Below are 26400 nucleotides of genomic sequence, written 5' to 3' on the forward strand. Positions count from 1 at the left end.
CGAAGCGGTCAAGCCGTAAGCAGCGTGTCGCGGATCAGGCCGATGACCGTTTCCGACTCGATGCCGGTGCAGACGATCTGGCTCGGCAGACCATCCCAGTCACCGGGCGGAAAACGGCGGCCGTCCGGCTTGATGATCGTCTGGCCGTCGGCAATGCCGCCGCAGACGACGCGCACTGCGCCGGTGACCGTGGTGAAAAGCTCGGGCGCCACGACATAGACTGAGGCACAGCTATCATGCACCATCATGCCGTCCTCGACCGCATGCTTGTAAAAATCGATGTAGGACTGCGACAATGCGTCGAGCAGCTTCACCGCCCCGTCTCCCCTGGCCGCCATCTCGCCAAGATAGCTGCGGCTCATCGTGGTGATCGAGGTGACGTCGAGGCCGATGACGGCCACCTTCCAGGGCGCGGTCATGACGATGTCGGCAGCTTCGGGATCGCCGTGGATATTGGCCTCCGCGACCGGCGAGACATTGCCCGGCACATAAAAATTGCCGCCCATGATGACCACGTCCTTGACCAGGCTCGCAACCTCCGGGTCTTCCTTCAGCGCCCGCGCCAGATTGGTCATCCTCCCGACGGCCACCAGCCTGACTTCGCCGGGGTTGGCGCGCACGGTGTCAATGATGAAGCGATGCGCCGGGCGCGGATCGAGCGGCAGGTCGATCGTCTCGGGCACCTTGATATCGCCGAGGCCGTTCTCGCCATGCACCATAGCCGGCCATTCCCGCTCCGCACGCTCGGGATCGATAGTGACGCTGGCGCCCTTGGCGACGGGGGCGGCAATATTCCATTCGCGCTTGAGGAAGAGCGCATTGCGCGTCGTCGTTTCGACCGAGGCATTGCCGAAAACGGTAGTGATGCCGATCAGATCGATCTCGGGATGGCGATGCAGGAAAAGAAGCGCCATGGCGTCGTCGACGCCCGGGTCCGTGTCATAAATGACCTTGTGCATTGGTAACCTCTATAGAGCAATTCCAGCAAAAGTGCCTGAGCGGCTTTGCGCCCGGAATTGCGTTGAAACAAAGATGTGATTCGCTGATCTGCCGGACGGCGTCGCGACGTGCCGCCACCATAACGCCCGTCAGTCTTTCTGCAACCCGATGCGGGCAATCGCCGCCGTCGCATGCGCGGATTTGATCTTGCCGAGCAGCAGTTCCGCATCCACGCCGATGGCCGCGAGCGCGGCCGATTCTGCTACGCCGTGACAGCCGACGCGGGCAAAGACCACAGCGGACGGATGCTTGAGCCGCGGTGTTTCCTGTTCCAGCCGCCGCGCATCGAAGAAGACCGCCGGCACGGTAAAATGGCTGGCAACGGCCAGGATCGCCGCCTCGTGCCTGCGGCTGTCGATGGAAGCGATGGCCGCGAGCTCCGTCCCAGCGATGCCGGCTGCCCTCAACGCCTCGACAGCAAGCGCCAGCACTTCCGCAGCCGGCGTCCCGCGCTCGCAGCCGAGCCCAAGCACATGCCGCCCTGCAGTATTTAAGGAAATATCGCCCATTGAAGCCGTTGAATGCACCCCGCTGTGTCCCTGCAGCCATTGCAGCTTGGAACGGCAAATGCAACAACGCCGCCAGAAAGCCCCCCTTGGAATACCGTCTTGCCCGACATTGCCCTTCATCTTCTTCTGCTGCTTTGTGCGGCTGCCTTCTTTGCCGGTTTCGTCGACGCCATTGCCGGCGGCGGCGGCCTAATCACCGTTCCCGCCATGCTGATCGCCGGCATTCCGCCGCTGCAGACGCTCGGCACCAACAAGGTGCAGTCGATCTTCGGCGCCGCCTCGGCAACGATCGCCTATGCCCGCAAAGGCCATGTGCGGCTTCGAGAACAGCTGCCGATGGCGATGATGGCGGTCATGGGCGGAGCGCTCGGCGCCGCTCTCGCGACGATCGTGCCCGGGCAGGTGCTGCAGGCGATCATGCCGGTGCTGCTGCTCGCGATCGCCATCTTCTTCGCCGTCAAGCCGAACCTCAACGACCTCGACACCCACTGTCTCATCACGCCCTTCGCCTTCGGCCTGACGCTGGTGCCGGTCATCGGCTTCTATGACGGCGTCTTCGGCCCCGGCACCGGCTCCTTTTTCATGCTCTCCTTCGTCACCCTCGCCGGCTTCGGCGTGCTGAAGGCCACCGCCCACACCAAACTTCTCAATTTCGGCTCGAACCTCGGCGCGCTGATCATCTTCGCAAGCTTCGGCGCGATCCTCTGGAAGATCGGCCTGTTAATGGGTGTCTGCCAGTTCCTCGGCGCGCAGCTGGGTTCACGGCTCGCGATGCGCATCGGCGCAAAGCTTATCAAGCCGCTGCTCGTCATCGTCTGCGTCGCGCTTGCGGTCAAGCTGCTCGCCGATCCGGCAAATCCGCTGCGTGTCTGGCTCGGACTCTGAACGACCGCGCGGCCGCCTTCATTACCTCAGGCGTAATTGATAGGGTGCACCACCTTCCCGCATGATCGCGCTGCCTGGAACTGACGGGCGATCAACAGGAGATGACCCGATGAACGACGCAAACAGCAACGCAGAACGTTACCTCGCCATCTGGAACGAGACCGATGCCGCACGCTCATCGCCGAGAGCTGGTCGGAGGCCGCAACCTATATCGATCCGCTGATGCGCGGCGAAGGTCATGAGCAGATCAATTCGCTGGTCGAAGCGGTGCAGAGCCGCTTCCCCGGCTTCCGCTTCGAACTGATCGGCGCGGCAGACGGCTATGGCGACAATCTGCGCTTCTCCTGGGGCCTCGGGCCTGAAAATGGCGAAGCGCTCATCAAGGGCACGGATTTTGCCGAACTTGCGGGCGGCAAGCTGAAATCCGTCCGCGGCTTCATCGACCAATTGCCGGAAGCCGCGTGATGACGCCGACCGCCCGCTCTCTCGGAGTTCACCTGCGCGAATGGCGCCAGCGCCGCCGCATGAGCCAGCTGGATCTCGCACTCGAAGCCGAGATCTCGCAGCGGCATCTGAGCTTCATCGAGAGCGGGCGCTCGACCCCGAGCCGCGAGATGCTGCTGCACCTTGCCGAGCGTCTCGAGATACCGCTGCGCGACAGGAACCCGCTGCTGCTGGCGGCGGGTTTCGCCCCTGTCTTTGCCGAACGCAAGCTCGATGACCCTGTCCTTCAGGCGGCGCGCCGTGCCGTCGATATGGTGCTCAAAGGGCACGAGCCCTTCCCGGCGCTCGCCATCGACCGCCACTGGACCCTGGTCGCCGCCAACGCCGCGATCGCTCCCTTACTGTCCGGTGTTGCCGATCAGTCGCTGCTTGCACCGCCCGTCAACGTGCTGCGCCTCAGCTTGCATCCGCAGGGATTGGCGCCACACATCGCCAACCACGCTGAATGGCGCGCGCACCTGCTCGATAGGCTGCGTCAGCAGATATCGGCCTCGGGCGATCCTGTCCTGGAAACACTGCTGAAGGAGCTGCGGTCCTATCCAGCATCGGAACGGGCCGGCGAAGGCCATGCCGACTATGCCGGCATCGCCGTTCCCCTCCGGCTTGCGACCAAGGCCGGCTTGCTTTCGCTGATCTCGACAACGACGGTCTTCGGCACGCCCGTCGATATCACTCTGTCGGAACTGGCCGTGGAGTCCTTCTTTCCAGCGGATGAAGAAACGGCCGCCATCCTGCGCAGCATCGCACTCAACTGAGCGCCTCAGAACTCCACGCCCGGCTGGCCCTTGATGCCGGAGCGGAAGGGATGCTTGACGAGTTCCATCTCGGTGACCAGATCGGCGATCTCGATCAGTTCTTCCTTGGCATTGCGGCCGGTCAGCACGACATGCGTCATATGGGGCTTCTCGTTCTTCAGAAAGGCGACGACCTCGTTGATGTCGAGATAGTCGTAGCGCAGCGCGATGTTGATTTCATCGAGCAGCACCATGGAATTGCGCTCGTCGCGGATCAGTTCCTTGGCCTTTTCCCAGGCAGCCGAGGCTGCAGCCACGTCGCGGGCGCGGTCCTGCGTTTCCCAGGTGAAACCCTCACCCATGGTGTGGAACTGGCAGAGATCGGAGAAATGCTTCTCGATCAGGTCACGCTCGCCAGTCCACATCGCACCCTTGATGAACTGCACGACGGCGGACGGTTTGCCATGGGCGATGTGGCGGAAGATCATGCCGAAGGCGGAGGACGACTTGCCCTTGCCCTTGCCGGTATGGACGATGATCAAGCCTTTGCCGTCGGTCTTGGTCGCCATGATCTTGTCGCGCGCGGCCTTCTTCTTCGCCATTTTCTCGGCATGGCGCGCATCGTCCTTGCCCGTTTCGTTGTCTGGGATCTCGTCGCTCATCGGTTCACCTCATTCTGTTATTTGGCCAAGTCGAACCGGGCCGAATTGCTGCGCGGCGTCCAGAGGCTGCGGTCGATCGCTTCGCTGAGCCGCTCCCTCATCTCGTCGAATGCCGCCGGGTTCTTTTCCATCATGAAGCTGCGCACGGCCGCATCGGCGACGAAGGCCTGATAGACCGCCTCGAAATGATGCGCGCTGACCGCCCCTGTCGTCGCCGCGAAAGCGAAGAGATAATCGACGGTGGCGGCGATCTCGGCCGCGCCCTTGTAACCGTGGCGCATGACGCCCGCGATCCATTTCGGATTGATGACGCGCCCGCGCACGACACGGCCGATCTCTTCCTCCAACGAACGGATCACCGGCTTTTCCGGCCTGGAATGATCGTTGTGATAGATCGACGGGCGCGTGCCCACGAGCTGTTCGGCCGCCGCCGCCATGCCGCCCTCGAACTGATAGTAGTCGTCGCTGTCGAGCAGATCGTGCTCGCGATTGTCCTGGTTCTGAACGACGGCCTGCACCGAGCGCAGCCGCTCCTCGAACAGGCCGCGCTCGGCCTGGCCCTCCTCGCCGGCGCCATAGGCGTAAGAGCCCCAGACGAGATAGGCTTCGGCGAGATCGGCACGCCGCTCCCAGCCCTTTTCGTCGATCAGCGCCTGCAGGCCGGCGCCGTAGGCGCCGGGCTTCGAACCGAAGACACGGTAGCCCGCCCGCCGTTTTGCCGAGCCCTCGTCCAGACCGGCAGCGGCAAGCCTTGCCGCCTCGCCGCGCATGCGCGCAGCAATCGGATTGTCGGCCGCGTCCTCGTCGAGCGCGCCGACGGCGCGGATCGCCTTGTCGAATAGGGCGATCTGCTCGGGAAAGGCGTCGCGGAAAAAGCCTGAGATCCTGAGCGTCACGTCGACGCGCGGCCGTCCGAGCACTGCTTGCGGGATGATCTCATAGCCGGTGACGCGGCGCGAACTCATGTCCCAGAGCGGCTTGACGCCGATCAGTGCCAGCGCCTGGGCGATATCGTCGCCGCCGCTGCGCATGTTCGACGTGCCCCAGGCGGTCAGCCCGAAGGAGACAGGCCACTCGCCGTGATCCTGCACATAACGGCGCACCAAAAGCTCGGCCGACTTTTTGCCGAGTTCATAGGCCGCCGGCGTCGGCACGGCGCGGCTGTCGACGGAGTAAAAATTCCGGCCCGTCGGCAGCACATCCGACCGCCCGCGCGTCGGCGCGCCGGAGGGACCGGGTGCGACGAAGCGCCCGTCGAGGCCATTGAGCAGGCCCGCGATCTCAGCGGGGCCGCAGTCAAGGATCGAGGGTTTGAGACGGGTCTCGATTTCGTCAAGAACCGTCCGCGTCGCCGTCCATGCCGCAGGACATTCCATTTCGCCGGAAACAAACGTGGCGGCGAGCAGTTCGATCCGCTCGACCGTGTCGCCGTTGCTGCGCCAGGGGGTGTCGAGGATATCGGCGAGGATCGGGGACTTAGGACCGGTCCAAGGGGCGGCCATGTCGCAGTCGAGAGGGTCGAAGGTGGGGCCCCCCCCCTCTGTCCTGCCGGACATCTCCCCCACAAGGGGGGAGATCGGCAAGAGGCTAGACCGCAATTCCACGTCGGTTGTTTGGGAAAGCCGGTGCCCCGATTCAATCTCCCCCTGTGCGGGGGAGATGTCCGGCAGGACAGAGGGGGGTGCCACAGGCACGCTGCTTACCCCCGCATCCCCAGCAATCGCCCGCTGCAGGCTCGCGTCCCCACCTTCGCCCAGCCCGCGCGGCACCCGCGCCAGCGCCACCGTCAAATCCGTCAGCAGCCGTCCCTGCGGCGACACGCCGAACACGTGCAGTCCATCGCGGATCTGCATTTCCTTGAGGTCGCAGAGATAGGCGTCGAGCTTCTTCAGCGCCTCGTTCTCGCTTTCGCCCTTGGCAATGCCCGCGTCCCGGTCGAGACCGATATCAGCAACGAGTTCCAGGATCTGCCGGCTGAGCAGCCGGATGCGACGGGGATCGCCACCGGAGGCCTCGTAGTATTCGTCGACCAGCGCTTCCAGATCCTTGAGCGGCCCGTAGCTTTCGGCCCGCGTCAAAGGCGGCGTCAGGTGATCGATAATAACGGCCGCAGTCCGGCGTTTGGCCTGGGTGCCCTCGCCCGGATCGTTGACGATGAACGGATAGAGATGCGGCAGCGGCCCGAGGATCGCCTCGGGATAACAGTCCTCCGACAGCGCCAGCGCCTTGCCCGGCAGCCATTCGAGATTGCCATGTTTGCCCATGTGGATGACGGCGTCGGCGCCGAACTCGCGCCGCAGGAAAGCATAAAAGGCAAGGTAACCATGCGGCGGCACGAGATCCGGCGAATGGTAGCTTTCTTTGGGATCGATATTGTAGCCGCGCGCCGGTTGGATGCCGACGAGCACGCCGCCGAAGCGGGCGAAAGGCAGGGCGAATGCGCCCTCGCGAAAATACGGATCGCTCTCGGGATCGCCCCAGCGGGCTCTCACCTCATCCTGAATCTGATTGGGAAGAGATTCCAGGAAGCTATTGTAGCGACTCAAGGAAAGCGTTTCGCGGATGATCCTGCCGTCACGCCCTGAATTGGTCGGCCCTTGCATCAGATGCCGGATCAGCGCGTCACCGTCGGCCGGAATATCGGCAAGCGGATAACCCGCTGCCTGCATCGCCCGAAGCACCTCGATGCTGCCGGCCGGCGTATCCAGGCCGACCCCGTTGCCGAGCCGACCGTCGCGGTTCGGATAGTTCGCCATGACGAGCGCAATGCGCCGGTCACGCGCCGGCCTCCCACGCAGCCGCGCCCAATTGGCGGCGAGTTCCGCCGTATAGTGCACCCGGCCGGCGTCTGGTTCGCTGGCGACGATGTTGGTCTCGACCGCTGCATCGTAGCGCGCCGCCGTCTTGAAGGAGACTGCCCGCGCCAACACCCTTCCGTCGACTTCCGGCAGCGCCACATTCATGCCGAGATCACGGGCCGACAGACCTTGCGAGGAGGCAGCCCATGCCTCCCGCGACGAGGCCGACAGGATCGCCTGCAGCACGACCGCCCCATTCGCCTCCAGCACTGTCGGCTGCCGGTCCGCACCCGGGGCCGAGACGGCAAAGCCGGTGGTGTTGATGACGACATCGGGTTTCAGCGCCGAAAACACGCTTTCGAGAATGCCTGTGGAAACCGGGTCCTTGAGGCTGTAGGCAAAGACCGGCAGCGGCCTCAGGCCAAGCGACTGCAAAGCGTCGATCAGCGCCTCGATCGGTCCGGTCTCGCCACTCTGGACGAGGGCGCGGTAGAAACTGATGGCGACGATGGGGGAAACCGCAGGTTCGAATCCCATCTTCTCCGTCGACCTTGGGGCACCCCCCTCTGTCCTGCCGGACATCTCCCCCACAGGGGGGGCGATCGGGGATGAGAAGCCTCGTGCCGCCTCTTCCGGCGAAAGTACGGCATTCTCAAACGTTTCTTTTGTTGGAAGCCCAAGCGACTTGCCGATCTCCCCCCTTGGGGGGAAGATGTCCGGCAGGACAGAGGGGGGTACCACAACCTCCACCGATGAGGAGGGCACCTCCAGAGCCACCCGCCGCCACTCCTCGACACCGATCAGCCCACGCCCCGGCCACCATATGCCGGCCTTCATCAAAGGCGCCGCTGGCGCGGGTTTCTCGGCCCCCATCAGCATCGCCCCGGCATAGTCGAGAAAGGCCCGCGCGTTGCTATCGCCGCCTTCGATGAGATAGGCCCAGAGCGCATTCAAATCGTCGAGATCGACATTCGAAAAAGCCACAAGCCCCGCATCCGGCCTGGCGTCGCCCGGCAGCACGGCAATCAACGCGCCATTGCGTGCCGCAGCCGCATGCAGCGCTTCCAGCGCATAGTGGAAATAGCTCGCCCCGCCGAGCGCCCGCACGATGATCAACTTGGCATGGCGCGCCGTGCGCTCGACATAGGTATCGACCGACATCGGATGCTTGAGGCTCATCAGACTGGCGAGCCTCAACGTATGGCCGATCGCCCCGCCGGCATGAGCCGTAGCGATCGCCGCAAGCTCGCTGTCGGCAGCCGATAGGAACAGGATATCGCCCGGCGTCTGCCCGAGGTCGATCGCCTCGTCGCCGTCGCTGATCGTTCCCTGTTGAGCCAGAAGCAGATGCATGGGCTTACGCCAGCGCCTCGATCGCTGCCCTTACCGCACCCTCATCCATTTCGTGCAGGCCGATGACGACGAGGCGCGTTGCGCGCGTTTCGCCCAGGCCCCAGGCGCGGTCGAAGTAGTGGTCGATGCGGCTGCCGACGGCCTGCAGCTGCAGGCGCATCGGCTTGCCTGAAACATCGACGAAGCCCTTGAGGCGCAGCACGTCATGGGTTGAGATGATCGTCTTCAGGGCTTCGACGAAACCGGCGGGATCGGCAACGGCGCCGAGCTCGACGACGAAGCTGTCGAATTCATCGTGATCGTGCGGCACGCCGTCCTCATGCTCCAGCTCGTGATGCGACTTGCGGTTGGCGATATCATCCTCCGTGCCGATGCCGAGGCCGAGCAGGATGCCGGCCGGAACCTCGCCGTTTTTCGCCTCGATCATCACCGGCTTGCGCACGGTGCGGGAGGCGACTTCGTCACGCACGCGGCCAAGGCCGGCGACGTCGATCAGGTCCGTCTTGTTGAGCACGATCAGATCGGCGCAGGTGAGCTGATCCTCGAACAACTCCTCGATCGGGCTTTCGTGATCGAGCGATTCATCCTCGGCGCGCCGCGCATCGACGGCATCATGGTCGTCGGCGAAGCGGCCGGCGGCGACCGCTGCACTATCGACCACCGTGATGACGCCGTCGACGGTCACCTGGGTGCGGATATCGGGCCAGTTGAAGGCGGCGACCAAAGGCTGCGGCAAGGCAAGCCCCGAGGTTTCGATGACGATATGGTCGGGCCGCTGCTCGCGTTCCAGGAGCTTCGTCATCGTCGGAATAAAATCGTCGGCAACGGTGCAGCAGATGCAGCCATTGGTGAGCTCGATGATATCGTCCTCGGTGCAATTCTCAGCGCCGCAGCCTTTCAGCACCTCACCATCGACACCGAGATCGCCGAATTCGTTGATAATCAGCGCAATCTTCTTGCCCCCGGCATTGGTGAGTAGGTTGCGGATCATCGTCGTCTTGCCGGCGCCGAGGAAGCCGGTGATGACGGTTGCAGGAATCTTTTGCTGGTTCATGGATTTAACCCTTCATTTTCAGCGGCAGACCTGCCGCGATAAAATAGACTTCGGCGGCCTTCGCCGCGATCGATTGGTGCAGCCGGCCGGCGTGATCGCGAAAATCCCGCGCCATGCGATTGTCGGGCACGATGCCGAGGCCGACCTCGTTGGAAACGAAAACGAGGCGCGCCTTCGCGTCCGGCAGGAAATCGGCGAGTGCGGTAAACTCCGCTGTCATATCCCGCTCCTCCATCATCAGATTGGTGACCCAGAGCGTCAGGCAGTCGATCAGCACGATACGCCCCTCGCTGTCGATGGCGGCAAGCTTGCCGACCAGATCGAGCGGCTCCTCATGCGTCGTCCAGGAGGGGCCGCGATCGGCCCTGTGCTGGGCAATGCGCGCCTGCATCTCGTCATCCCATGCCCGCCCGGTCGCGATGTAGTGGCGATCGAGGCCGCTTGCGATCACGAGGGATTCGGCAAAGCGGGATTTGCCCGAGCGGGCGCCGCCGAGGACGAGGGTGGCGGTCATGCCGAAGCGACCCTGCGAGATAGGGTAAAGCGGCGCCACGTCCCTCTTCTCCCCAGCGGGGACAAGGTGCCGGCAGGCGGTTGAGGGGGTGAGCGGCGAAGCCGCGATTGCACTGAGCGCAAGTGAAGGGCAAAAGGACGGAGGTGCCGCGCGGCCCACTCATTCGACCCTTCGGGCCACCTTCTCCCCGCTGGGGAGAAGGGGAAATTCCATGGCACCGCACCAGGCCGCGCCGAATTCAATCGTTCAGCCAAAACAACCTCCGTGCTGGCAGCGGGCCTCTTGCCCAGGGGTGGGCTTCTCGCCCGGCAGGAATGGCAGGTCTCCTGGCTCGCGGTTATCGGCCCCGACCGGGGCGACCCGTTACGGTCGCCCCTGATCGTGCCAGCGGATCTGCCTCGCCTTCCCGGCTGCATCGGTGAAGAGGTGGACGATTCGTAGAAATAGAGGCGTCCGACCCCGGTTGATCACCATGCATGTCCAGTGGCTTTTCCGGCATGTCGCCCCTCTGGCCCGCCTGCACCATTGCAAGTGTCGGCCGGAAGCGCTCGATGCCGGATGGAAGACCCTGACCGCCTACAGTCGCGGGGTCGGCTGTGATGAAGGCGCCCGGCTTGGGTCCGCCCCGTCACATTCCCTTTTCATCCGAAAGGGCGCTACGCCGATCCGGAACCATCCGTTATATCGGGATGGCCAGGCGACCATCCGTTAGATCGATGGTTAGGCAAGCCGGGGAATGAAGTCAACCGGCCTTGGCGGTGGGCCAATCGTTTGCGAGGCGGCACGCTCGGCCAAACACGACTTACCCTACCAGAATTATCGTCATTTATCAGAGACTTATGTCATAAATATTTGACTCTCGCGCCGGCTTTTCGCCGCAATTGCAAGGCAAGCGGACGGCATCATCGCCCTTGACCGGGTCTCTCCCCGCCTAGTTGTCTAGCCATGTTTATGAAATTGGATCAGCGCCGCCTGCGCGCGCTGCGTGTTTTCTTTGATCCGGGGCGGTTGCGCGCGCTGACGCGCCGCAGCGAGGTCGGCCTGTCGCTCGCCGGCGCCGTCGTGGGCATCGCCTCGGGACTTGCCGTCACCGGTATGAGCTTCGTCTCCAATGAATTGCACCAGCTGGTCTTCGGCATAGCAGACGACGAAAGGCTGAGCTCCTCTTTGATCGAAGACAAGCTGCTGCTGCTCACCGCCCCCGTCGTCGGCGGCGTCGTGCTCGGTCTGCTGCTTTTCGTGCTGGCGAAACGGCGCAAGAAGCCGATGGTCGATCCGATCGAGGCCAATGCGCTGCATGGCGGCCGCCTGTCCTTGACCGACAGTATCATCGTCGCGGTGCAGAACCTGATATCCAACGGTTTCGGCGCCTCGGTCGGCCTGGAGGCCGGCTATACCCAGCTTGCCGCAGGCCTCGCCTCGAAATTCGGCCTGAAGCTGCAGCTTCGCCGCTCGGATCTGCGCGTGCTCGTCGGCTGCGGTGCGGCCGGCGCCATCGCCGCCGCCTTCAACGCGCCGCTGACCGGCGCCTTCTATGCCTTCGAGCTGATCATCGGCACCTATACGATCGTGTCGCTGACCCCGGTCGTCGTCTCGGCCCTCGTCTCGACCCTCATCGCGCGATTACTCACCGAGGGCGATTTCACCATCGATATCGGCAGCTTCGGCGCGGTCGTGCCGGCCGATTATATCCCAGCTCTACTGCTCGGCGTCTTTTGCGCCGGCGTCGGCATCCTGCTGATGCAGGGCGTCGCCTTCATCGAAGAACTGGCGCGCAAGAGCGCGATCGCCCCGCCCTTCCGCCCTGCCCTTGGCGGCATCATCGTCGGGCTCTTGGCGATGATCTCGCCGCAGGTGCTTTCGGCCGGCCACGGGGCGCTACATCTCAACCTTTCCCGCGACGTGGCGATCCCGGCGCTGATCGGTCTCTTTCTGTTGAAATCGCTGGCATCGGCGATCTCGATCGGCTCCGGCTTCAGAGGCGGCCTGTTCTTCGCCTCGCTGTTCATGGGCGCCCTGCTCGGTAAGCTTTTTGCCTATTGCGGTCCCTATTTCGCCGATGCGACGCTGACGCCCGTCATCTATGCCGTGGTCGGCATGAGTTCGCTTGCCGTCGCCGTCATCGGCGGGCCGTTGACGATGACCTTCCTGGCGCTCGAAATCACCGGCGATTTCCCGATCACCGCGCTTGTGCTCGCCGCCGTCATCACCTCCTCGCACGTGGTGCGCTCGACCTTCGGCTACTCCTTCGCCACATGGCGCTTCCATCTGCGCGGCGAAAGCATCCGCAGCGCCCATGACGTCGGCTGGATCCGTAACCTGACGGTGGACAAGCTGATGCGCGCCGACGTCAAGAAGGCCAGGGCCGGCATCACGCTGGAAGAGTTCAAGCGGGCCTTTCCGATCGGCTCCACCCAGCGCGTCATCCTCGTCGAGGAGAGCGACAAATATCTGGGCCTCGTGCTGGTGCCGGAAATCTACGCCAACCCGACCGACGCGCAGGACGAGGGCAAGACGCTCGCCGATTTCATCCACTACCGCAACGATTTCCTGCAGCCGCAAATGAATGCCAGGCAGGCGGCGGCGATCTTCGACAAGAGCGAAAGCGAAGCCCTCGCCGTCGTCAACAACCTGATCGAACGCAAGGTGATCGGCCAGCTCAGCGAAAGCCACACGCTGCGCCGCTACAGCGAAGAACTCGACCGCCGCCGCCGCGAAGTGTCAGGCGAGATCTGAGCCGTTACGACCTGCAGCGTCGCGCGTCTTTCAGACACACTATGATATTTCGAATCATAGAGTAGCCGCGGCAAGCTTGAACACATCGGCCCTCTTCGAAACGCCGCGCAATTCGAACGATCCCAGACGTTCGCAGGCAGTCCCGCAGGCGGCGGCGAAGCTTTCCGACATCAGAAGGTGCTGGCCGAGTTCGCCGCAGAGTTTCTCCAGCCGCGAGGCCTCGTTAACCGCCCTGCCGATCACCGTGAAATCAAGCCGGCCGCGCGCGCCGACATTTCCGTAGAAGACCTCGCCAAGATGCAGGACGACGTCGACGCCGATGTCGGGACCGCCCTCGCGCTTCCGCCGAAGGTTCAGAGCCTCGTTTGCCTCCAGAAGATTTCGGGCGGAGGCCAGTGCGGCCGTGCAGGCCTTCCGGGGATCCTCGCCCTCCTCGCTGCCTGTCGGAAAAATCGCCAACACGCTGTCGCCCATAAACTTGAGGATTTCGCCGGAATTTTCCTCGACATGCCGGCCGATCAGCTCGAAATGTTCATCCAGAAACCTCGCGATCTCGCCCGGCTGATAGACTTCGGTCAATGCCGTGAAGTTTCTCAGATCCGCAAGCAGGACCGCAGCATTGATGGCAGCGCCCTTTCCTCTCTGGATATCACCTGCGAGGATGCGCGCGCTCGTCTTGGCGCCAGTATAGACCGCGAGGAAGTCAGCGGCGGTTTTCGATGCCGCGATGCGGTAGCAAGCCAGCCCAAGCGCCGGAAAAAGCTGTGTGACAACAGCCAGTTGATCGTCGGAAAATCCGCCCGGCAGGTCGCTGGTCAACGACAGGCTGACGCCGCGCAGCGCAGCCTCCTTCGGGAACTCCAGCAGGTTGACCAGATGATCCGTGCCGCCGCCAAGCGCGAATTCAGCCAGCTGCGGATAGCTGTCGATCCCCTCTCCGTCGGCAAGAATCCAACGCCCAGACGCTTCGCCACGCCCCAGAAGATAGTATATTGGCGTCTTCTCGAACTTCAGCACTGCTGCTGTGCCATATTCGGCATTCTCGATCGTGGTCGCCCCGCCGCGCAGGAAATTGGCCGAGACGCCGCCATACATGGGATGAATGGACGGCATCGCGATGCTGCCTCGCCAAATGGGAAAACCATCGGCGATCAGCCGATCGCATAATCCGGTAATCAGCTCGCTAATATGCTCGCTGGTGATTCCCTGCTCTATCAGCCAGTGGATATGATCGCTAATTTTTAAAACCTCCGCATCGGGCCGAGAGCCGGAGAAGCCGTCTTACAATCGAGGCCAGGCACCGGGAACCGCGGGACAGGTGCTGAAAAAGCCATGTCGCGCATGCCATCCATTAGCCTGCTTCGCGTCGCGATACTACTCCCACGCGAATGAAGGATGCAGAATTCGAGAGGGGCAAACGCGGGTTACGGATGACAATGCCTCAGTCTCCCAGTGGCTAGCGAAGCTACTCCAGTTTGAGGCTCGCGAGGCGATAAAAGGCGACCTCGCGTCGCCACACGATCCCAGCCGCTCACATCCTGACTGTCATGCCGCCGTCGACCGTCAGCACATGGCCGTTGACGAAAGAGGCGGCGGCGCTTGCCAGAAACAGCGCCGCGCCGGCGATCTCGTCCGGCCGTCCCCAGCGCTGGACCGGGATGCGCTGGCGCACGAACGGCATCAATTCCTCATTCGCGGCCATCGCCGCGTTCGTCTCGGTGGCAAACCAGCCGGGCGCAATCGCGTTGCTGGTGATGCCGTACGGGCCGAACTCGACCGCCATGCCGCGCATCAGGCCGGTCAGGCCCTGCTTGGCTGCCGGATAGACGCAGTCGCCGGGCATGACGACATGGCCGCTGATCGACGTCACTGCGATCAGGCGGCCGTAATTATGCCGTTTCATCAGCGCGGCCGCATCGCGCGAAAGCGTGATTGCCGCGGCAAGATCGGTGCGCAGCAGCTCGACGATCGCATCATCGTCGAATTCGGCCAGCGGCCGCCGGTCGCGGGCGCCGACATTGTTGATCAGGATATCGAGACGACCGTGGAGTTTTTCGATATCGGCCATCACTGCACGCTGTGCCTCGCGGTCGGCGATGTCAAATGCAGCGGCTTCCGCCGTCCTGCCTGCGGCTCGGATGGTCCTGACGGCATCTTCCAGCGTTGCCGCCGTCCGCCCGGTGACGATGACATGCGCGCCAGCCTCGGCAAGGGCGCGGGCCATTTCGAAACCCAGACCACGGCCGCCGCCGGTCACCAGCGCCACCTGATCCGCCAGTGAAAATCTGTCCAATACGCGCATGGGGTTCATCGCTCTCCACCGGGTCCACCGCGCCGATTAATGGACTCAGTCAACTAATTTGGCAAGAGGAGAACGGTGGACCTAACCGACGAACCCGGCCGACCAGCGCGGATCGAGGTGACGCTCCAGTTCTCTGGCGATCTCGTCGAGGGCCTGATCGACGCTCTCTCGGTAGTTTCTCCGCTCACCGAAGAGCCCAAAGCTCTGAAGCAGCCGGGCGCGGTAGGCGTCGCTTCCGAACAGCCCGTGCAGATAGGTGCCCATGATCCGGCCGTCGGCCGAAAGCGCTCCGTCGGACGCGCCGTCGATAATCGCCGATGGCCTGTCGCAATCCGGGCCGCGGGTGATGCCGAGATGGATCTGGTAGCCGGCAAGCGGCGCGTCATATTCGGTCGAGCGGGCCTGGCTGTTGCGCACGGTTTTCTCAGGCGCCATCTCGGTCTCGATGTCAAGTAGCGCCAGCCCCGGCGTCTCGAGCGCCCCGCCCTCTATGCCGAGCGGATCATGCACCGTCCGACCAAGCATCTGGTATCCGCCGCAGATGCCAATTACCCGGCCGCCGCGCCTGACATGCGCCTGAAGATCGCGGTCCCAGCCTTGAGCGCGGAAATCGGCGAGATCCGATATCGTCGATTTCGAGCCGGGAAGGACGACGAGGCCGGCGTCCGCGGGCAGCCGTTCGCCTGATCGCACGAAGACCAGCTCGACATCCGGCTCGGTCCTCAACGGGTCGAGATCGTCGAAATTGGCGATTCGCGGCAGCACCGGCACGGCAATCTTCAGCGCCCCCGCTCCGCCCCTCGCCAGACGTTCAAGCACGACCGAATCTTCGGCCGGCAGGCGCGCCGCGGCCTGCAGCCATGGCACGACGCCGAAACACGGCCAGCCGGTAAAGCCTTCGATGGCGCGGATGCCATCGTCAAACAGCGAGACGTCGCCGCGAAACTTGTTGATGATATAGCCCGCAATCATCGCCCGGTCCTCGTCCGGCAGGATCGCATGCGTGCCCACCAGCGAGGCGATGACGCCGCCGCGGTCGATATCGCCGACGAGTACGACAGGCACGCCGGCCCGCGTCGCAAAACCCATATTGGCAATATCGCCGGGCCTGAGATTGATCTCGGCCGGCGATCCGGCACCCTCGACGATGACGAGATCGGCACCCGCAGCGACTTTTTCGAAGCTTTCGAGCACGGCGCCGAGCAGCTGCGGCTTCAGCCGCTGGTAGTCGCGCCCCTTCGCCTGGCCGAACACCCTCCCTTGCACGATGATCTGGCTGCCGTTATCCGAATGCGGCTTAAGCAGTACAGGGTTCATGTGCACCGAGGACGGCGTGCGTGCAGCCAGCGACTGCAGCCACTGCGCCCGGCCGATTTCGCCGCCGTCATCGGCAACCGCCGCATTGTTCGACATGTTCTGCGGCTTGAACGGCCGGACGGCGAGCCCGCGATTGGCCGCCAGCCGGCAAAGGCCGGCGACCAGCACCGTCTTGCCGACATCCGAACCGGTGCCCTGCAGCATGATCGCTCTTGCCATGGTGGCCGCCTTTCGCTGGGGCGAGGCCTACAATGGCCTGTTATACCGGGTCAAGCTTCTCGCAAAAACGCGAAAACCGCGCATGGCCTTGGCTCTGCGCGGTTTGCCGAAAACTCAGGCGTCTTCGCCCCTACACGGCGAAGCTCGCTTTCTCCGGTACGCACTACCTGAACCGGAGAAGCGGCGGTCATTCCCGCCACGACCCAACTGATAACGGCACATTCTTACCGGAGAGTTATTGAAGGCTTACGCAAAAGTTAATTTCGATCTTTTTTGACTTTCGCGCCGAAATTTCTGCCGAAGATCCGCCGGCGATCGCCAAGAGCGTGGAGTTCGCTTGAAGGCGCCATTTTCGGGATATTGAGATAAATTCTTCGAATTCAATCATTTAGTTCAGCAACCATCAGCAGAAGACGGTTGATTTCTGCGAGCGAACGCGTAGGCTTTCAAAAAAACGCCATTTTCGAGCCATGACCTGCGACAAGCTGCCGGAGAGCAAGGCGAAGGCGCCGATGAACCGGAAACGTCTGTCTATCGCGGTATCGCCCGCGAGGCATTTCCTTTCGGGCGCCAGAGAAGCTTGCCGCTGATATCCGATCTCCGGCTGCGCGTCCGTAGATTCAACGTATCACAGCATTCTTAGCGCGCATGAAAAGACGCGGCGCTGTAAAGAAGAATTCGGGGAATGACGATGAAGACGTTTCTGATTCCGGCCGTCTTTGCCGCGGCTCTTTCTATGGTTGCGCCGGTCGAAGCCGCAGAGTGCGGCAAGGTTTCGATCGCCGAGATGAAATGGGCCTCGGCCGGTATTGCGGCGAATTTCGACAAGATCATCCTGGAAAAGGGCTACGGCTGCTCCGTCACCATCGTCGACGGCGACACCCTGCCGACCTTCGCCTCGATGAACGAGAAAGGCACGCCAGACATCGCCTCCGAATACTGGATCAATTCCGTCAGAGCCTTGCTCGATCAGGCCGTCAGCACCGGCCGGCTGGTGCAGGGAGCCGAGATCCTGGCCGATGGTGCGGTCGAGGGCTGGTGGATCCCGAAATTCATTGCCGACGCCCACCCTGACATCCGGTCGGTCGAAGATGCGTTGAAACATCCCGAACTCTTCCCCGCCGAGGACGATGCGGCGAAGGGCGCAGTCTACAATTGCCCCGCCGACTGGAGCTGCCAGATATCGACCACCAACTTGTTCAAGGCACTTGCCGCGGACAAGAAGGACTTCGAACTCGTCGAAACCGGCAGCCCCGAACGGCTCGATGCCTCGATTGCCCGCGCCTTCGAAAACAAGGTCGGCTGGCTCGGTTATTATTGGGCGCCGACGGCCGTCCTCGGTAAATACGATATGACGCGGCTGAGCTTCGGCGTCGGCCACAACAAGAGCGAGTGGGACCGCTGCACAGCGGTTGCCGGCTGCACCAGGCCGGAACTTAATTCCTACCCGGTCTCTCGCGCCTTCACCTTGATGACCCGGTCTTTTGCCAGCCGTGCCGGACCTGTCACCGCCTATCTCAAAACCCGCAAATGGGACAATGCGACAATCAACCAGGTGCTTGCCTGGCAGGACGAAAACCGCGAAAGCAACGAGGATGCCGCGATCCATTTCCTTCGCAATTACGAGGGCCTGTGGATGAAATGGGTTCCAGCCGATGTAGCCGAAAAGGTCAAGGCGAGCTTATAACGACAAGCAAGATCAAGCATGGACGATTCGATGACCGGCAATGTTCCCTTTCCCGACCGCGATACCGTCGCGGAAAAGCTCGCCGCGCTGTCAGAGACGGACAAATCATATCTGACGCTGCTCATGGAGAATGTCGCCCAGGACGATAACCTGCTTGACGGCCTGCGCCGCCATCTCGATCTTGCCGCTGGTTCGCGGTTCCTCAACTCGCTGAAGCTCGAAAATCTCGGCCTATGGCTCGGAGCCCAAGCGCCGGATCGGCTGCAGATCCGGCTGATGGAAGCCGCCCGCTCCAGCCAGCATCCGGCTTACCAGGCCTTCCGGACCGGTCTTGACCGATCCGGTGGCCTGGAAAAGGCTTATCCCCCGACCATCTAATGATGGGCCGGCCGCCTGATTGGATGGTCCGGCCCCGGCCGGCAAACTTCTCAGCCGATTACTTCTTCGCTGCGCGGTCAACCGAGCGGCCGGCGTCCTGCGTGGCGTTCACAGTGTTTGCGGTATCTTTTCCTATGCCGCGGATCGTGTTGCCGCACGAGGAGAGGGCAAGAAGAACCATAAAGGCTGCGGCGATTTTGGCCGTTGTCGTCATCTCGAATATCCTTGTTTGAAATCAACCCCGAACGGCACTCATGCCATCCGCGCCGATAACGCACAAGGGAGCAAAAGGTTCAACGGCCGAACGGCAACCTCAGGCAGCGACCGCCTTCGCTCTCTCGGCAAAGGCGCCGCGAATGCTGTCGGCCACCGTCTCGATCGGCCCCGACACCTGCGAGGCGGTCAACAGGCGAATATCGAAAGCGCCGAGCTCCGGCAGTCCTTCCTGAGGTCCGAGGATCGCCATGTCCTCGTTGATATAGGATAGCGGCAGTGGCGCAATGGCGAGATCTGACAGTACGGCGGCGCGTTGCGCCATGGTGTGGCCGCTGAGATAGGCGACGCGATAGGGTCGCTTGTTGCGTTCGAGCTGGGAGAGCGCCTCTTGGCGCCAGATGCAGCCGTCCTCCCAGATCGAGATTGGCAGCGGATCGCGGCGATGCGCCGAACCGCACCTTGCGCCGGCCCAGACCAGCCGCTCGCGGAACACCACCTCGCCGCCCGTCGGGAAAGGCCGCGTCGCACAGTTGATCAAGGCCAGGTCGAGCCGCTGTTCCTCCATGCGCTTTTTCAGCCCGATGCTCATGTCGATCGTCACGTCGACCATGATGCCGGGATAGCTCTCTGCGAAACTCTTCAGGATGCTCGGCAGCAGCCGCTCGCCGATGTCCTCCGGCGCGCCGAGCCTGACAACGCCGCTGAGCTCCGGCATGATGAAGCGCGACACCGCCTCGTTCGACAGGGCCAGGATATTGCGGGCGTAAGACAGCAGCATCTCGCCGTGGCGCGTCAGCGATACCGAGCGGGCGTCGCGCAGAAAAAGCGTCGCGCCCAGTTGCTCCTCGAGCTTCTTGATCTGCATCGACACCGCCGAGGGCGTGCGGAAGACCGCCTCCGCGGCGGTTGAAAAATTGCCTGTCTCGGCGATGGCGACGAAGGTGCGCAGCACATCGTTGTCAAGCAAAGGAATGGGACGGCGAAAGGGAAGGCTCATCGTCGCATCTTTCAATTTTTCTGATTTATAACCGCATATCATTTTGTTTGATTGAATGTCAATCGAGCCGCATATCTGGACCGTCGGAACGGATGCAGCAAAGGAGGACCGACATGTCTCAAACAAGCATCTGGAATATCGTACAAGCCCTTTCCGCATTCAAGTCGCAGCGCCGCAGGCACGCCAATTACGAAGAGGCGATGCGGCAAATAAAATGTTTTCCGCCGCATCTGCTGGCCGATGTCAGCCGACCCGCCGAAGCCGCGCCATCGGGCGCGGCAGAAGGGATAGCCTCTAGTCACGGCGGGTTCGGTTCCCGGCCTGCCTACGTCGAACCCAGCAGCTTGAAGGCGATGATCCACATGGTGACGGCAACGAGCGTTTCCAGCATCCGCCAGGACGACGGCTTCGAAAAGATCGGCCGCAGCCATGCCGCGCCATATCCGAGGGCAAAGAAAAACAGGAAAGAGCCCGTCACCGCGCCAGCGGCAAACGATGCCTGCTGTCCCGGATAGCGCGTCGAGATCGTGCCGAGCAGCACGACCGTATCGAGATAGACATGCGGATTGAGCCAGGTGAGCGCAAGACAGGTCGCGAGCGTCTGCCGAAAGCTCGCTGTCTTGGCCTCCGCCTCCGTCAGGGTGGCGGATGACCGAAAAGCGGAATAGAGGCTTTTAGCGCCATACCAGGCGAGAAACGCCGCTCCGCCATACCGCATGAGCGGATCGAGCCAGGGCAGCAGCCTGGCAATCTGCTGCAGGCTGGTCACGCCGAGCACGATCAGCGCGGCATCCGACAGAGCGCAGGCGAGGCAGACGGCGAAGACGTGTTCGTTGCGCAGGCCCTGGCGAAGAATGAAGGCATTCTGGGCGCCGATCGCGACAATCAGACTAAGCCCCATCATCAGGCCCGTGACATAGATCGAAAAATTCATCGCTTTGGCAAACACCCCTCAACTCGGTGATGATTGGGTATTGCCATTCCTAGAATTAGGCTAGTTAATCTGACTTATTCCGATTAAGCGAAACTAATCCGTGCTCGACTACCCCGCTCTCCGCGCTGTCGCAACCATCGTCCAGACGGGCAGCTTCGAAAGGGCTGCGACGGTGCTGAACGTAACGCCATCGGCCATCTCGCAGCGCGTGAAGCAGCTCGAAGAGCGGCTCGGCACCGTCCTCATCGTGAGAGGTTCTCCCTGCACGGCGACCGAAAAGGGGGAATGGCTCTGCCGCCATATGGAGAATGTCGGCATGCTCGAAGCCGAACTCTTCGGGCAACTGCCGGCTCTGGTCGATCCCGACGAGCCGCGCCAGAGGGTGACGCTTCAGATCGCGACAAACGCCGACAGCCTCGGGACGTGGTTCGTCGAGGCGATGTCGAATTTCGCCAAGGGCTCTTCCTATCTGCTGAACATCGCCGTCGACGACCAGGACCACACCGCCGAATGGCTGCAGCGCGGGCGGGTGATCGCCGCCGTCACCAGCCTGGAAAAACCGGTCCGCGGATGCCGGCGTTTTGCCCTCGGCGTCCTGCGCTATCACGCCACGGCCACGCCCGGCTTCGTCGCCTGTCACTTTCCCGACGGCGTGACCGCCGAGGCCATCCGCAACGCTCCAGCCCTGACCTTCAATCAGAAAGATAGACTGCAGAGCAGCTGGGTACGCAGCGTGTTCGGACGCGATCTCGACTATCCCACCCACTGGCTGCCCTCGCCGCAAAGTTTCGTCGAGGCGAGCGTCTCGGGCATGGGATGGGGAATGAACCCGACCCAGCTGACCGGCGAGCATCTCGCATCGGGACGGTTGGTAGAACTGGTTCCTGACACGCCGTTGGACGTCCCACTATACTGGCAGATAAACCGCCTCGCCGCGGATCGCCTGGCGGATCTGACGCGCGAAATCGTCACGGTAGCGAAGCGACGTCTTTGATCGCGATTACCGACGCGGCGCGATCAAGCGTAAGCCGTGCGGCTGCCGAACTCGCTTGTCTCGCCGGAGCGCTCCTTCGGAGCCTCGGCGGCTGGCTTCGATCCGGCGGATGCCTCGGTCTTGCTGCTCTCGGACGCATCGAGCCTGTCAAACTTGGCCACCAGCGCCTCGATCGATTTCGATCGTGGGCTTCACTTTATCGTCCTTTGCGCGACAGGGATGCCTGCTTTTCGGCAAACTGGCCGAACCCGGCACCGCCCAGAGTATCGCGTCCTACGCGATGGCGACGATCTCCAACTCCTGGCCACCTGTTTCCGCCACGTCGCCGACCGCCTTGCCCATCAGCAACCGCGCCACCGGGGAGACATAGGAAATCGATCCGGCCTTGGGATCGGCTTCGTCCTCGCCGACAATACGATAGGTCTGCACACGCCCGTCGTCGCGGCGGAAGGTCACCGTATTGCCGAAGGCGACAGCGTCGGTTGACGGTGAGTCCGCCATGAGCTGGGCAGTGCGCAGCCTTGCTTTGAAGTAGCGCAGGTCGCGCAAGGGACCTGACGCCTGCCGCCGCCGTTCATTCACGTCATCGATGGTACTCGCCGCATCATAAGCCTCGCGCGCTTGCTGGAACTGCAATTCCAGAGCCTTCAACCCGGCCTCCGTGACAAGGTTCAGATACGGCGAAATCGGACGGTCGGGCAGCAGGGTTTCCGAAGCGGTTTCGAAACTCTCTTCCTTGGTGAAGGCGACGGCCAATTCAATACTCCATTTGAAGCGCAATGCGCCCATAGCTGGCGGGCAAGCTGCCCATAGTGGGAAGTAACCATACACCGGCTGCGGCCGAACCGCCAATATCGGCCCGGCGGCGGCGACGGAACGTCCTGCGCCGCATGGCGTTTTAGACCCGGGACGCATCGAGGCTGAGGAGGATCGCATGCCCGGCAAGCAGCGGAAAGGCCGTGACGAAGGCTGGAGACAGACATGCCTTCTTTCCTGACCGACGCCATGCCGCTGACACCGAGCTGGTGGGATATCGGTGCGCGCATCGCATTGACGGTGGTCGCTGGTGGCCTCATCGGCCTCGATCGCGAGCGCGGCGGTCATGCGGCGGGCTTCAGGACCACGATCCTGGTGGCGCTTGCCGCCTGCCTGGCGATGATCCAGGCGAACCTCCTTCTGTCGACCGATGGAAAAACCTTTAGTTATTTCACGCAGATGGACGTGCTGCGCTTTCCCCTCGGTGTGCTGACGGGGGTCGGCTTCATCGGCGGCGGCGCGATCCTGAGGCGTGGCGATACGATGACCGGCGTCACAACCGCAGCGACCATGTGGTTCATGACCGTCGTCGGCCTCTGCTTCGGCGGCGGCCAGGTCGTGATCGGGATGATCGCCACCGTGGTTGCCTTCATCGTGCTTTCGCCCATGAAGCGCCTGGATAACTGGCTGCGCTGCGAACGCAAGGCAACTCTCGTCATCTACGGGTCGAGTTCCGCCATACCCGACCTGTCGGATGTGCTTGAACCCCTCGAATGCAGCGCGCTGTTCGGATCGGTGAAACGGACCGAAGACGGCCGCATGGGGACCACGTTCGAGTTGCGCTGGCTGGCGAAAGATCCGGACGCATCCGCGCGTGCGATCCTGGCCGCCGTCTCCGACGCGCACGAAGTCGCGGAATTTTCGATGCAGTCCACGACAACCTGATTCGAGGGAACCATTCCCTATTTGGAGGCGTGCTCGGGTTTGCCCTTTCTCTTGGTCGACGCGAATTCTTCGAGCTGCTTTTCGCTCATGGATTCGACCATCTGCTTTGAAGCGCCCTTGAGTTCCTTCTTCGGCGTCTCGCCGCGCTTGGCCGAAAGCGCGGCGCCGGCTGCCTTTTGCTGGGCTTTGGACTTGGCTGGCATATCGATCTCCTTCTGCCTGAATAAGGCGCCCGCTGCCGTCAAAGCTTCCGGAGTTCGCCGGGCTTGTGCGCGGCCCGCTTTCCCGATTTGTCACTTTTGACGATATATTGCGGCAGCGCTGCCGACGCCTTCACCTCATGACCCTTGATCTTCGTCTCGCGGGTCTGCTTGCTGATCACTTTGCCCTTGGTCTTTCCCCGGCTGGTATCCCAGCTCACTTCGTCGCCCCCCTCCAATTGTTTCGACATGGCTCTCCCCGTCGGTGAGGGGTTGCGGCAAAAGCCGCAGCCGATCGCTCGTCAGTTGATGGTGGCCCACTGGCTGCGGACATCCCTTGCGTTTTTCGACAGGTGAACGTGAGCGTCGACATGATCGACCCAGTCGAGCGGGATCAGGTGGTGCTTGCCGTCCTCCGAGTCGGTCTTCGTCAGCTTGATGCGGGTCGGACCATCGAGATGATCCACGGTCCCGACATGGGTGCCGTCGGCGGTCAGAACTTCCATATGTTCACGGATCTGATCTGCGGAAATCATCGTTTGCTCCTTTGCGTCGTTGTCGGTATCAGACGCCAACGACGTGGAGCGAACTTGGTTCCCCAGTTCGATGAACCTCGTTCGTTACCTACTCAGTCATCTTGATCGACATCATCATGTCGGCAATTTCAGCATCGTGCTTGTCCTCGTCGCCTTTCGTCCCCCAGTACGTAACGACAAGAGCTTTCTCGCCGGTGCTTGATACGAATGCCATGCCAACGCTCACAGGCCCGTCTTCGTCCTTGCCGTCCCAGTCCAGCGTCGTCATTTGGAGGCCGTTCACTTCGGTTACCGGCGTCTCCTTCTGGGTTTTGACGTCCAGTGTCACACCATTCTTCGCGAGAAAGTCGATGGCATCGGTGGTGACCTGATCCATCGACTTGGAGTCCGCCACATCAACAGAGAAGTAGATCGCCGAGTCCGACGAATTTGCCTGGACACCGGTTTCCGTCTCTTCGGGTTGCCAGCTGTCCGGGATGGTGATGCTCGCAACCGGAGCGTCGCTTGGAAACTTCATCGTGGCAGCGTCTGCGAAGGCCGGCATGGAGGCTGTAATAAGCGCGTAGCCGTTCTTCACCATCCCCTCGACGAGCTTTGTTTGAAACCGACTGACCCCGCCCGTGAACTTAAAGGTAGCCATCGACTTGCGAAGCTGATCGGCCTCGCCGCCCGTAAACCCGGCACAGACCATCGCGACCTTCATGGCGCTCTCCTGAAAGAGCGGCACGCCGAGCGTCTTGCTCAGCACTGCCTCGAGTTCGGGCGTCGGATATTCAGGCTTCTCCTTGCCCTCGCGACGCCGAAGATAGCGAACGATTCAAGTGATAGGCCAGGATCTCCGCACGCTCCTCGTCCTCCGGAAGATCCAGATGGACGTGCTTCTCCAGACGTCCGGACCTCAAGATAGCGTTGTCGATCAGGTGCCCGTAGTTCGTCGCTCCGACGACGATCGTTCCCGGCTGTCCGAGGGCATGCGTCGTCAGGTCGAGAAACCTTCCGATCACGTTTCCCTCGTAGAACGCGTGATCGCCCCGCATCGTTGTGCGATCTCCGATCGCGTCCAGTTCGTCCACGAGCAGTACCGCGCCTCGACGAGACGTGGCATCGGCGAACGATGCGGACATCGCGGCAAGCATGTCGCCCAGGTAACCCTTGTTGGCCCCCTGCCAGGCGCCGACCGATGTCGGAACGAGGTCGAAGCCGAGCTCGTTGGCGAGCGCGGTTGCGAACAACGTCTTGCCAGTTCCTGGCGGGCCGACGAGAAGGACGCCTCTGTCAACGTCCGACCACGGCAGCTTGTCCTCCCGCCAGTCCGCCACGTCCTGTTTTATCGCGCCCACCCAGGCTCGGGCGGGTCCATACCCAGGAAGGTCGGAAAGCTTCGGCGAGCGATCCGGCTCCGGGACGGGTTTAGTCAGAGTGGCCAGGTCCAGCCCATTCAAGGATCTTCTGGCTGTGAGGCCGACCACGATCTCGGCCGGCAGTTGCGCGATCGCTTCTGCAAGCGGCTTGTTGACGTCCTCCACGCCCAGCACCTTCCGCGCGGCAACGACGTGCCTTGCGGTCGGCGCTTTCACGTCGACGATGACGTCCGCGGCCAACTGGAGCGAATGCTTTACGCTGTCAAGCGAGGTCGCAAGGTAGATAACCTGATGATCCGGCCGAAAGACTGTAAAGTCTTCGACGCCCTTTCCCCCGGAGCGACGGGACGACTCGCCGATAACGTGGACGGGTCGGCGAAAGTCGTCGTAGTACGAGCGATCCCGGCCACCCGTCATGAGGAGCATCGCCGCGGATTTCGCGTGCCAGATCCATTCCTTGTCGACGAGGCAGACGATGATCCCCCTAGCGTTGTTCTTGAACTGATCCGTTCCCCGAAGCGCTCTGCGAAGAGAGCAAAGCATCAGGAACTGGGCGGCGTTTCTGCTGGTCTCCTGGAAAACCTTGCCGTCGAGGTGGTGATACATTCACGCCGCCTCCACCGGCTGAAACCGGTCTGGGGACGGCCGACCGATTCGAGAAGCCCAGATTGGCTGGAAGACGACTGACAAAGGATTTAGCATGATTACGACTCCATTGGATGCATTGCGCATCCAATGGATGGCGCCAGCTTCTCGACGTCAACATTTATTTCCATCAATTTGCGGCGCCTGTGGATACATGGCATTGAA

At 62.5% G+C, this 26400-nt stretch carries 25 protein-coding genes, 2 pseudogenes and 1 riboswitch; of the genes and pseudogenes, 8 read left to right on the forward strand and 19 right to left on the reverse strand.

The features are described 5' to 3' along the window. Positions 1-8: 8 nt before the first annotated feature. Positions 9-959, reverse strand: a complete 951-nt coding sequence (locus tag ATY29_RS11325) for a nucleoside hydrolase (protein ID WP_097532744.1) — start codon at positions 957-959, stop codon at positions 9-11. A gap of 129 nt (positions 960-1088) precedes the next feature. Then, positions 1089-1508 carry a cobalamin biosynthesis protein gene (locus tag ATY29_RS11330; RefSeq protein WP_097532745.1) on the reverse strand — a complete coding sequence of 140 codons (420 nt, stop codon included), beginning with the start codon at positions 1506-1508 and terminating at the stop codon, positions 1089-1091. A 99-nt stretch (positions 1509-1607) separates the two neighbouring features. Between ATY29_RS11330 and ATY29_RS11335 the strand changes: the two genes are divergently transcribed. The 3 genes and pseudogenes from ATY29_RS11335 (at position 1608) to ATY29_RS11345 (ending at position 3652) form a co-directional block, all read left to right on the forward strand. Beyond that, on the forward strand, positions 1608-2393 hold the full coding sequence (locus ATY29_RS11335) for a TSUP family transporter (RefSeq protein WP_097532746.1): 786 nt from the start codon (positions 1608-1610) through the stop codon (positions 2391-2393). A 61-nt stretch (positions 2394-2454) separates the two neighbouring features. Then, positions 2455-2858 (forward strand): annotated as a pseudogene (locus tag ATY29_RS11340) (nuclear transport factor 2 family protein). Continuing rightward, the gene (locus ATY29_RS11345) at positions 2858-3652 is read left to right on the forward strand and encodes a helix-turn-helix domain-containing protein (protein ID WP_097532747.1); all 795 of its coding nucleotides are present in this window, start codon (positions 2858-2860) and stop codon (positions 3650-3652) included. The pseudogene ATY29_RS11340 and the gene ATY29_RS11345 overlap by 1 nt, the downstream one beginning before the upstream one ends. A 5-nt stretch (positions 3653-3657) precedes the next feature. Here the strand turns inward: ATY29_RS11345 and cobO are convergent, their stop codons facing one another. Genes cobO through cobU form a run of 4 tightly spaced genes read right to left on the reverse strand, consistent with a single transcriptional unit; the run spans position 3658 to position 10012 of the window. Further along, positions 3658-4293 carry a cob(I)yrinic acid a,c-diamide adenosyltransferase gene (gene cobO / locus ATY29_RS11350; RefSeq protein ID WP_097532748.1) on the reverse strand — a complete coding sequence of 212 codons (636 nt, stop codon included), beginning with the start codon at positions 4291-4293 and terminating at the stop codon, positions 3658-3660. A gap of 17 nt (positions 4294-4310) precedes the next feature. Continuing rightward, complete coding sequence (cobN, locus tag ATY29_RS11355) at positions 4311-8444, reverse strand: cobaltochelatase subunit CobN (protein ID WP_097532749.1); 4134 nt, start codon at positions 8442-8444, stop codon at positions 4311-4313. Between the two features lie 4 nt (positions 8445-8448). Further along, complete coding sequence (gene cobW, locus ATY29_RS11360) at positions 8449-9498, reverse strand: cobalamin biosynthesis protein CobW (protein WP_097532750.1); 1050 nt, start codon at positions 9496-9498, stop codon at positions 8449-8451. 4 nt (positions 9499-9502) lie between these two features. Next, entirely contained in the window at positions 9503-10012 is a 510-nt protein-coding gene (gene cobU, locus ATY29_RS11365) for a bifunctional adenosylcobinamide kinase/adenosylcobinamide-phosphate guanylyltransferase (RefSeq protein ID WP_037091570.1), read from the reverse strand. A 299-nt stretch (positions 10013-10311) separates the two neighbouring features. After that, positions 10312-10704, reverse strand: a riboswitch (cobalamin riboswitch). Between the two features lie 253 nt (positions 10705-10957). On the opposite strand from cobU, the gene ATY29_RS11370 reads away from it, so the two are divergent. Beyond that, positions 10958-12748 carry a chloride channel protein gene (locus ATY29_RS11370; RefSeq protein ID WP_097532751.1) on the forward strand — a complete coding sequence of 597 codons (1791 nt, stop codon included), beginning with the start codon at positions 10958-10960 and terminating at the stop codon, positions 12746-12748. Between the two features lie 54 nt (positions 12749-12802). Here ATY29_RS11370 and ATY29_RS11375 read toward each other — a convergent pair whose 3' ends face one another. The 3 genes from ATY29_RS11375 to ATY29_RS11385 form a co-directional block, all read right to left on the reverse strand. Further along, positions 12803-13861, reverse strand: a complete 1059-nt coding sequence (locus tag ATY29_RS11375; RefSeq protein ID WP_165779348.1) for an adenylate/guanylate cyclase domain-containing protein — start codon at positions 13859-13861, stop codon at positions 12803-12805. A gap of 418 nt (positions 13862-14279) precedes the next feature. Then, positions 14280-15050, reverse strand: a complete 771-nt coding sequence (locus ATY29_RS11380; RefSeq protein WP_097532753.1) for an SDR family oxidoreductase — start codon at positions 15048-15050, stop codon at positions 14280-14282. Between the two features lie 81 nt (positions 15051-15131). Further along, positions 15132-16586 carry a cobyric acid synthase gene (locus tag ATY29_RS11385; RefSeq protein WP_097532754.1) on the reverse strand — a complete coding sequence of 485 codons (1455 nt, stop codon included), beginning with the start codon at positions 16584-16586 and terminating at the stop codon, positions 15132-15134. 685 nt (positions 16587-17271) lie between these two features. Here ATY29_RS11385 and ATY29_RS11390 point away from each other — a divergent pair. Both ATY29_RS11390 and ATY29_RS11395 read left to right on the forward strand, forming a co-directional pair. After that, entirely contained in the window at positions 17272-18273 is a 1002-nt protein-coding gene (locus tag ATY29_RS11390) for a glycine betaine ABC transporter substrate-binding protein (RefSeq protein ID WP_172644314.1), read from the forward strand. An 18-nt stretch (positions 18274-18291) separates the two neighbouring features. Beyond that, entirely contained in the window at positions 18292-18651 is a 360-nt protein-coding gene (locus ATY29_RS11395; RefSeq protein WP_173883767.1) for a hypothetical protein, read from the forward strand. A gap of 58 nt (positions 18652-18709) precedes the next feature. Here the strand turns inward: ATY29_RS11395 and ATY29_RS11400 are convergent, their stop codons facing one another. The 3 genes from ATY29_RS11400 to ATY29_RS11410 all read right to left on the reverse strand — a co-directional run bounded on the left by ATY29_RS11400 (position 18710) and on the right by ATY29_RS11410 (position 20798). Beyond that, positions 18710-18865: an entericidin domain-containing protein gene (locus ATY29_RS11400; RefSeq protein WP_003560194.1), complete on the reverse strand. Its 156-nt coding sequence runs from the start codon at positions 18863-18865 to the stop codon at positions 18710-18712. A gap of 99 nt (positions 18866-18964) precedes the next feature. Then, positions 18965-19906, reverse strand: a complete 942-nt coding sequence (locus ATY29_RS11405; protein WP_025416416.1) for a LysR family transcriptional regulator — start codon at positions 19904-19906, stop codon at positions 18965-18967. A 283-nt stretch (positions 19907-20189) separates the two neighbouring features. After that, on the reverse strand, positions 20190-20798 hold the full coding sequence (locus tag ATY29_RS11410) for a LysE/ArgO family amino acid transporter (RefSeq protein ID WP_025416417.1): 609 nt from the start codon (positions 20796-20798) through the stop codon (positions 20190-20192). 100 nt (positions 20799-20898) lie between these two features. Between ATY29_RS11410 and ATY29_RS11415 the strand changes: the two genes are divergently transcribed. Continuing rightward, complete coding sequence (locus tag ATY29_RS11415) at positions 20899-21792, forward strand: LysR family transcriptional regulator ArgP (RefSeq protein WP_025416418.1); 894 nt, start codon at positions 20899-20901, stop codon at positions 21790-21792. 23 nt (positions 21793-21815) lie between these two features. Here the strand turns inward: ATY29_RS11415 and ATY29_RS36830 are convergent, their stop codons facing one another. Continuing rightward, positions 21816-21953 (reverse strand): hypothetical protein, encoded by a 138-nt coding sequence (locus ATY29_RS36830; RefSeq protein ID WP_155256630.1) that lies wholly within the window; start codon positions 21951-21953, stop codon positions 21816-21818. 112 nt (positions 21954-22065) lie between these two features. After that, positions 22066-22548 carry a transcription elongation factor GreA gene (greA, locus tag ATY29_RS11420; RefSeq protein ID WP_025416419.1) on the reverse strand — a complete coding sequence of 161 codons (483 nt, stop codon included), beginning with the start codon at positions 22546-22548 and terminating at the stop codon, positions 22066-22068. Between the two features lie 225 nt (positions 22549-22773). Here greA and ATY29_RS11425 point away from each other — a divergent pair, with 225 nt between their 5' ends. Further along, positions 22774-23493 (forward strand): MgtC/SapB family protein, encoded by a 720-nt coding sequence (locus ATY29_RS11425; RefSeq protein WP_097532755.1) that lies wholly within the window; start codon positions 22774-22776, stop codon positions 23491-23493. Between the two features lie 17 nt (positions 23494-23510). Here ATY29_RS11425 and ATY29_RS11430 read toward each other — a convergent pair whose 3' ends face one another. From ATY29_RS11430 to ATY29_RS11455, 5 genes and pseudogenes are all read right to left on the reverse strand, one after another. Then, on the reverse strand, positions 23511-23696 hold the full coding sequence (locus ATY29_RS11430) for a DUF3008 family protein (protein WP_003564288.1): 186 nt from the start codon (positions 23694-23696) through the stop codon (positions 23511-23513). A 38-nt stretch (positions 23697-23734) separates the two neighbouring features. Then, positions 23735-23944, reverse strand: coding sequence for a hypervirulence associated TUDOR domain-containing protein (locus tag ATY29_RS11435; protein WP_097532756.1), 210 nt, complete (start codon positions 23942-23944; stop codon positions 23735-23737). A 51-nt stretch (positions 23945-23995) separates the two neighbouring features. Continuing rightward, positions 23996-24229 carry a DUF2171 domain-containing protein gene (locus ATY29_RS11440; protein ID WP_003564293.1) on the reverse strand — a complete coding sequence of 78 codons (234 nt, stop codon included), beginning with the start codon at positions 24227-24229 and terminating at the stop codon, positions 23996-23998. A gap of 562 nt (positions 24230-24791) precedes the next feature. After that, a pseudogene (locus ATY29_RS38330) lies at positions 24792-25037 on the reverse strand (hypothetical protein); the annotation flags it as partial. Further along, on the reverse strand, positions 25003-26196 hold the full coding sequence (locus ATY29_RS11455) for an ATP-binding protein (protein WP_244597391.1): 1194 nt from the start codon (positions 26194-26196) through the stop codon (positions 25003-25005). The gene ATY29_RS11455 and the pseudogene ATY29_RS38330, both read right to left, overlap by 35 nt. Between the last annotated feature and the right edge of the window lie 204 nt (positions 26197-26400).

The sequence above is a fragment of the Rhizobium hidalgonense genome (genome assembly GCF_002914525.1).
Taxonomy (GTDB): domain Bacteria; phylum Pseudomonadota; class Alphaproteobacteria; order Rhizobiales; family Rhizobiaceae; genus Rhizobium; species Rhizobium hidalgonense.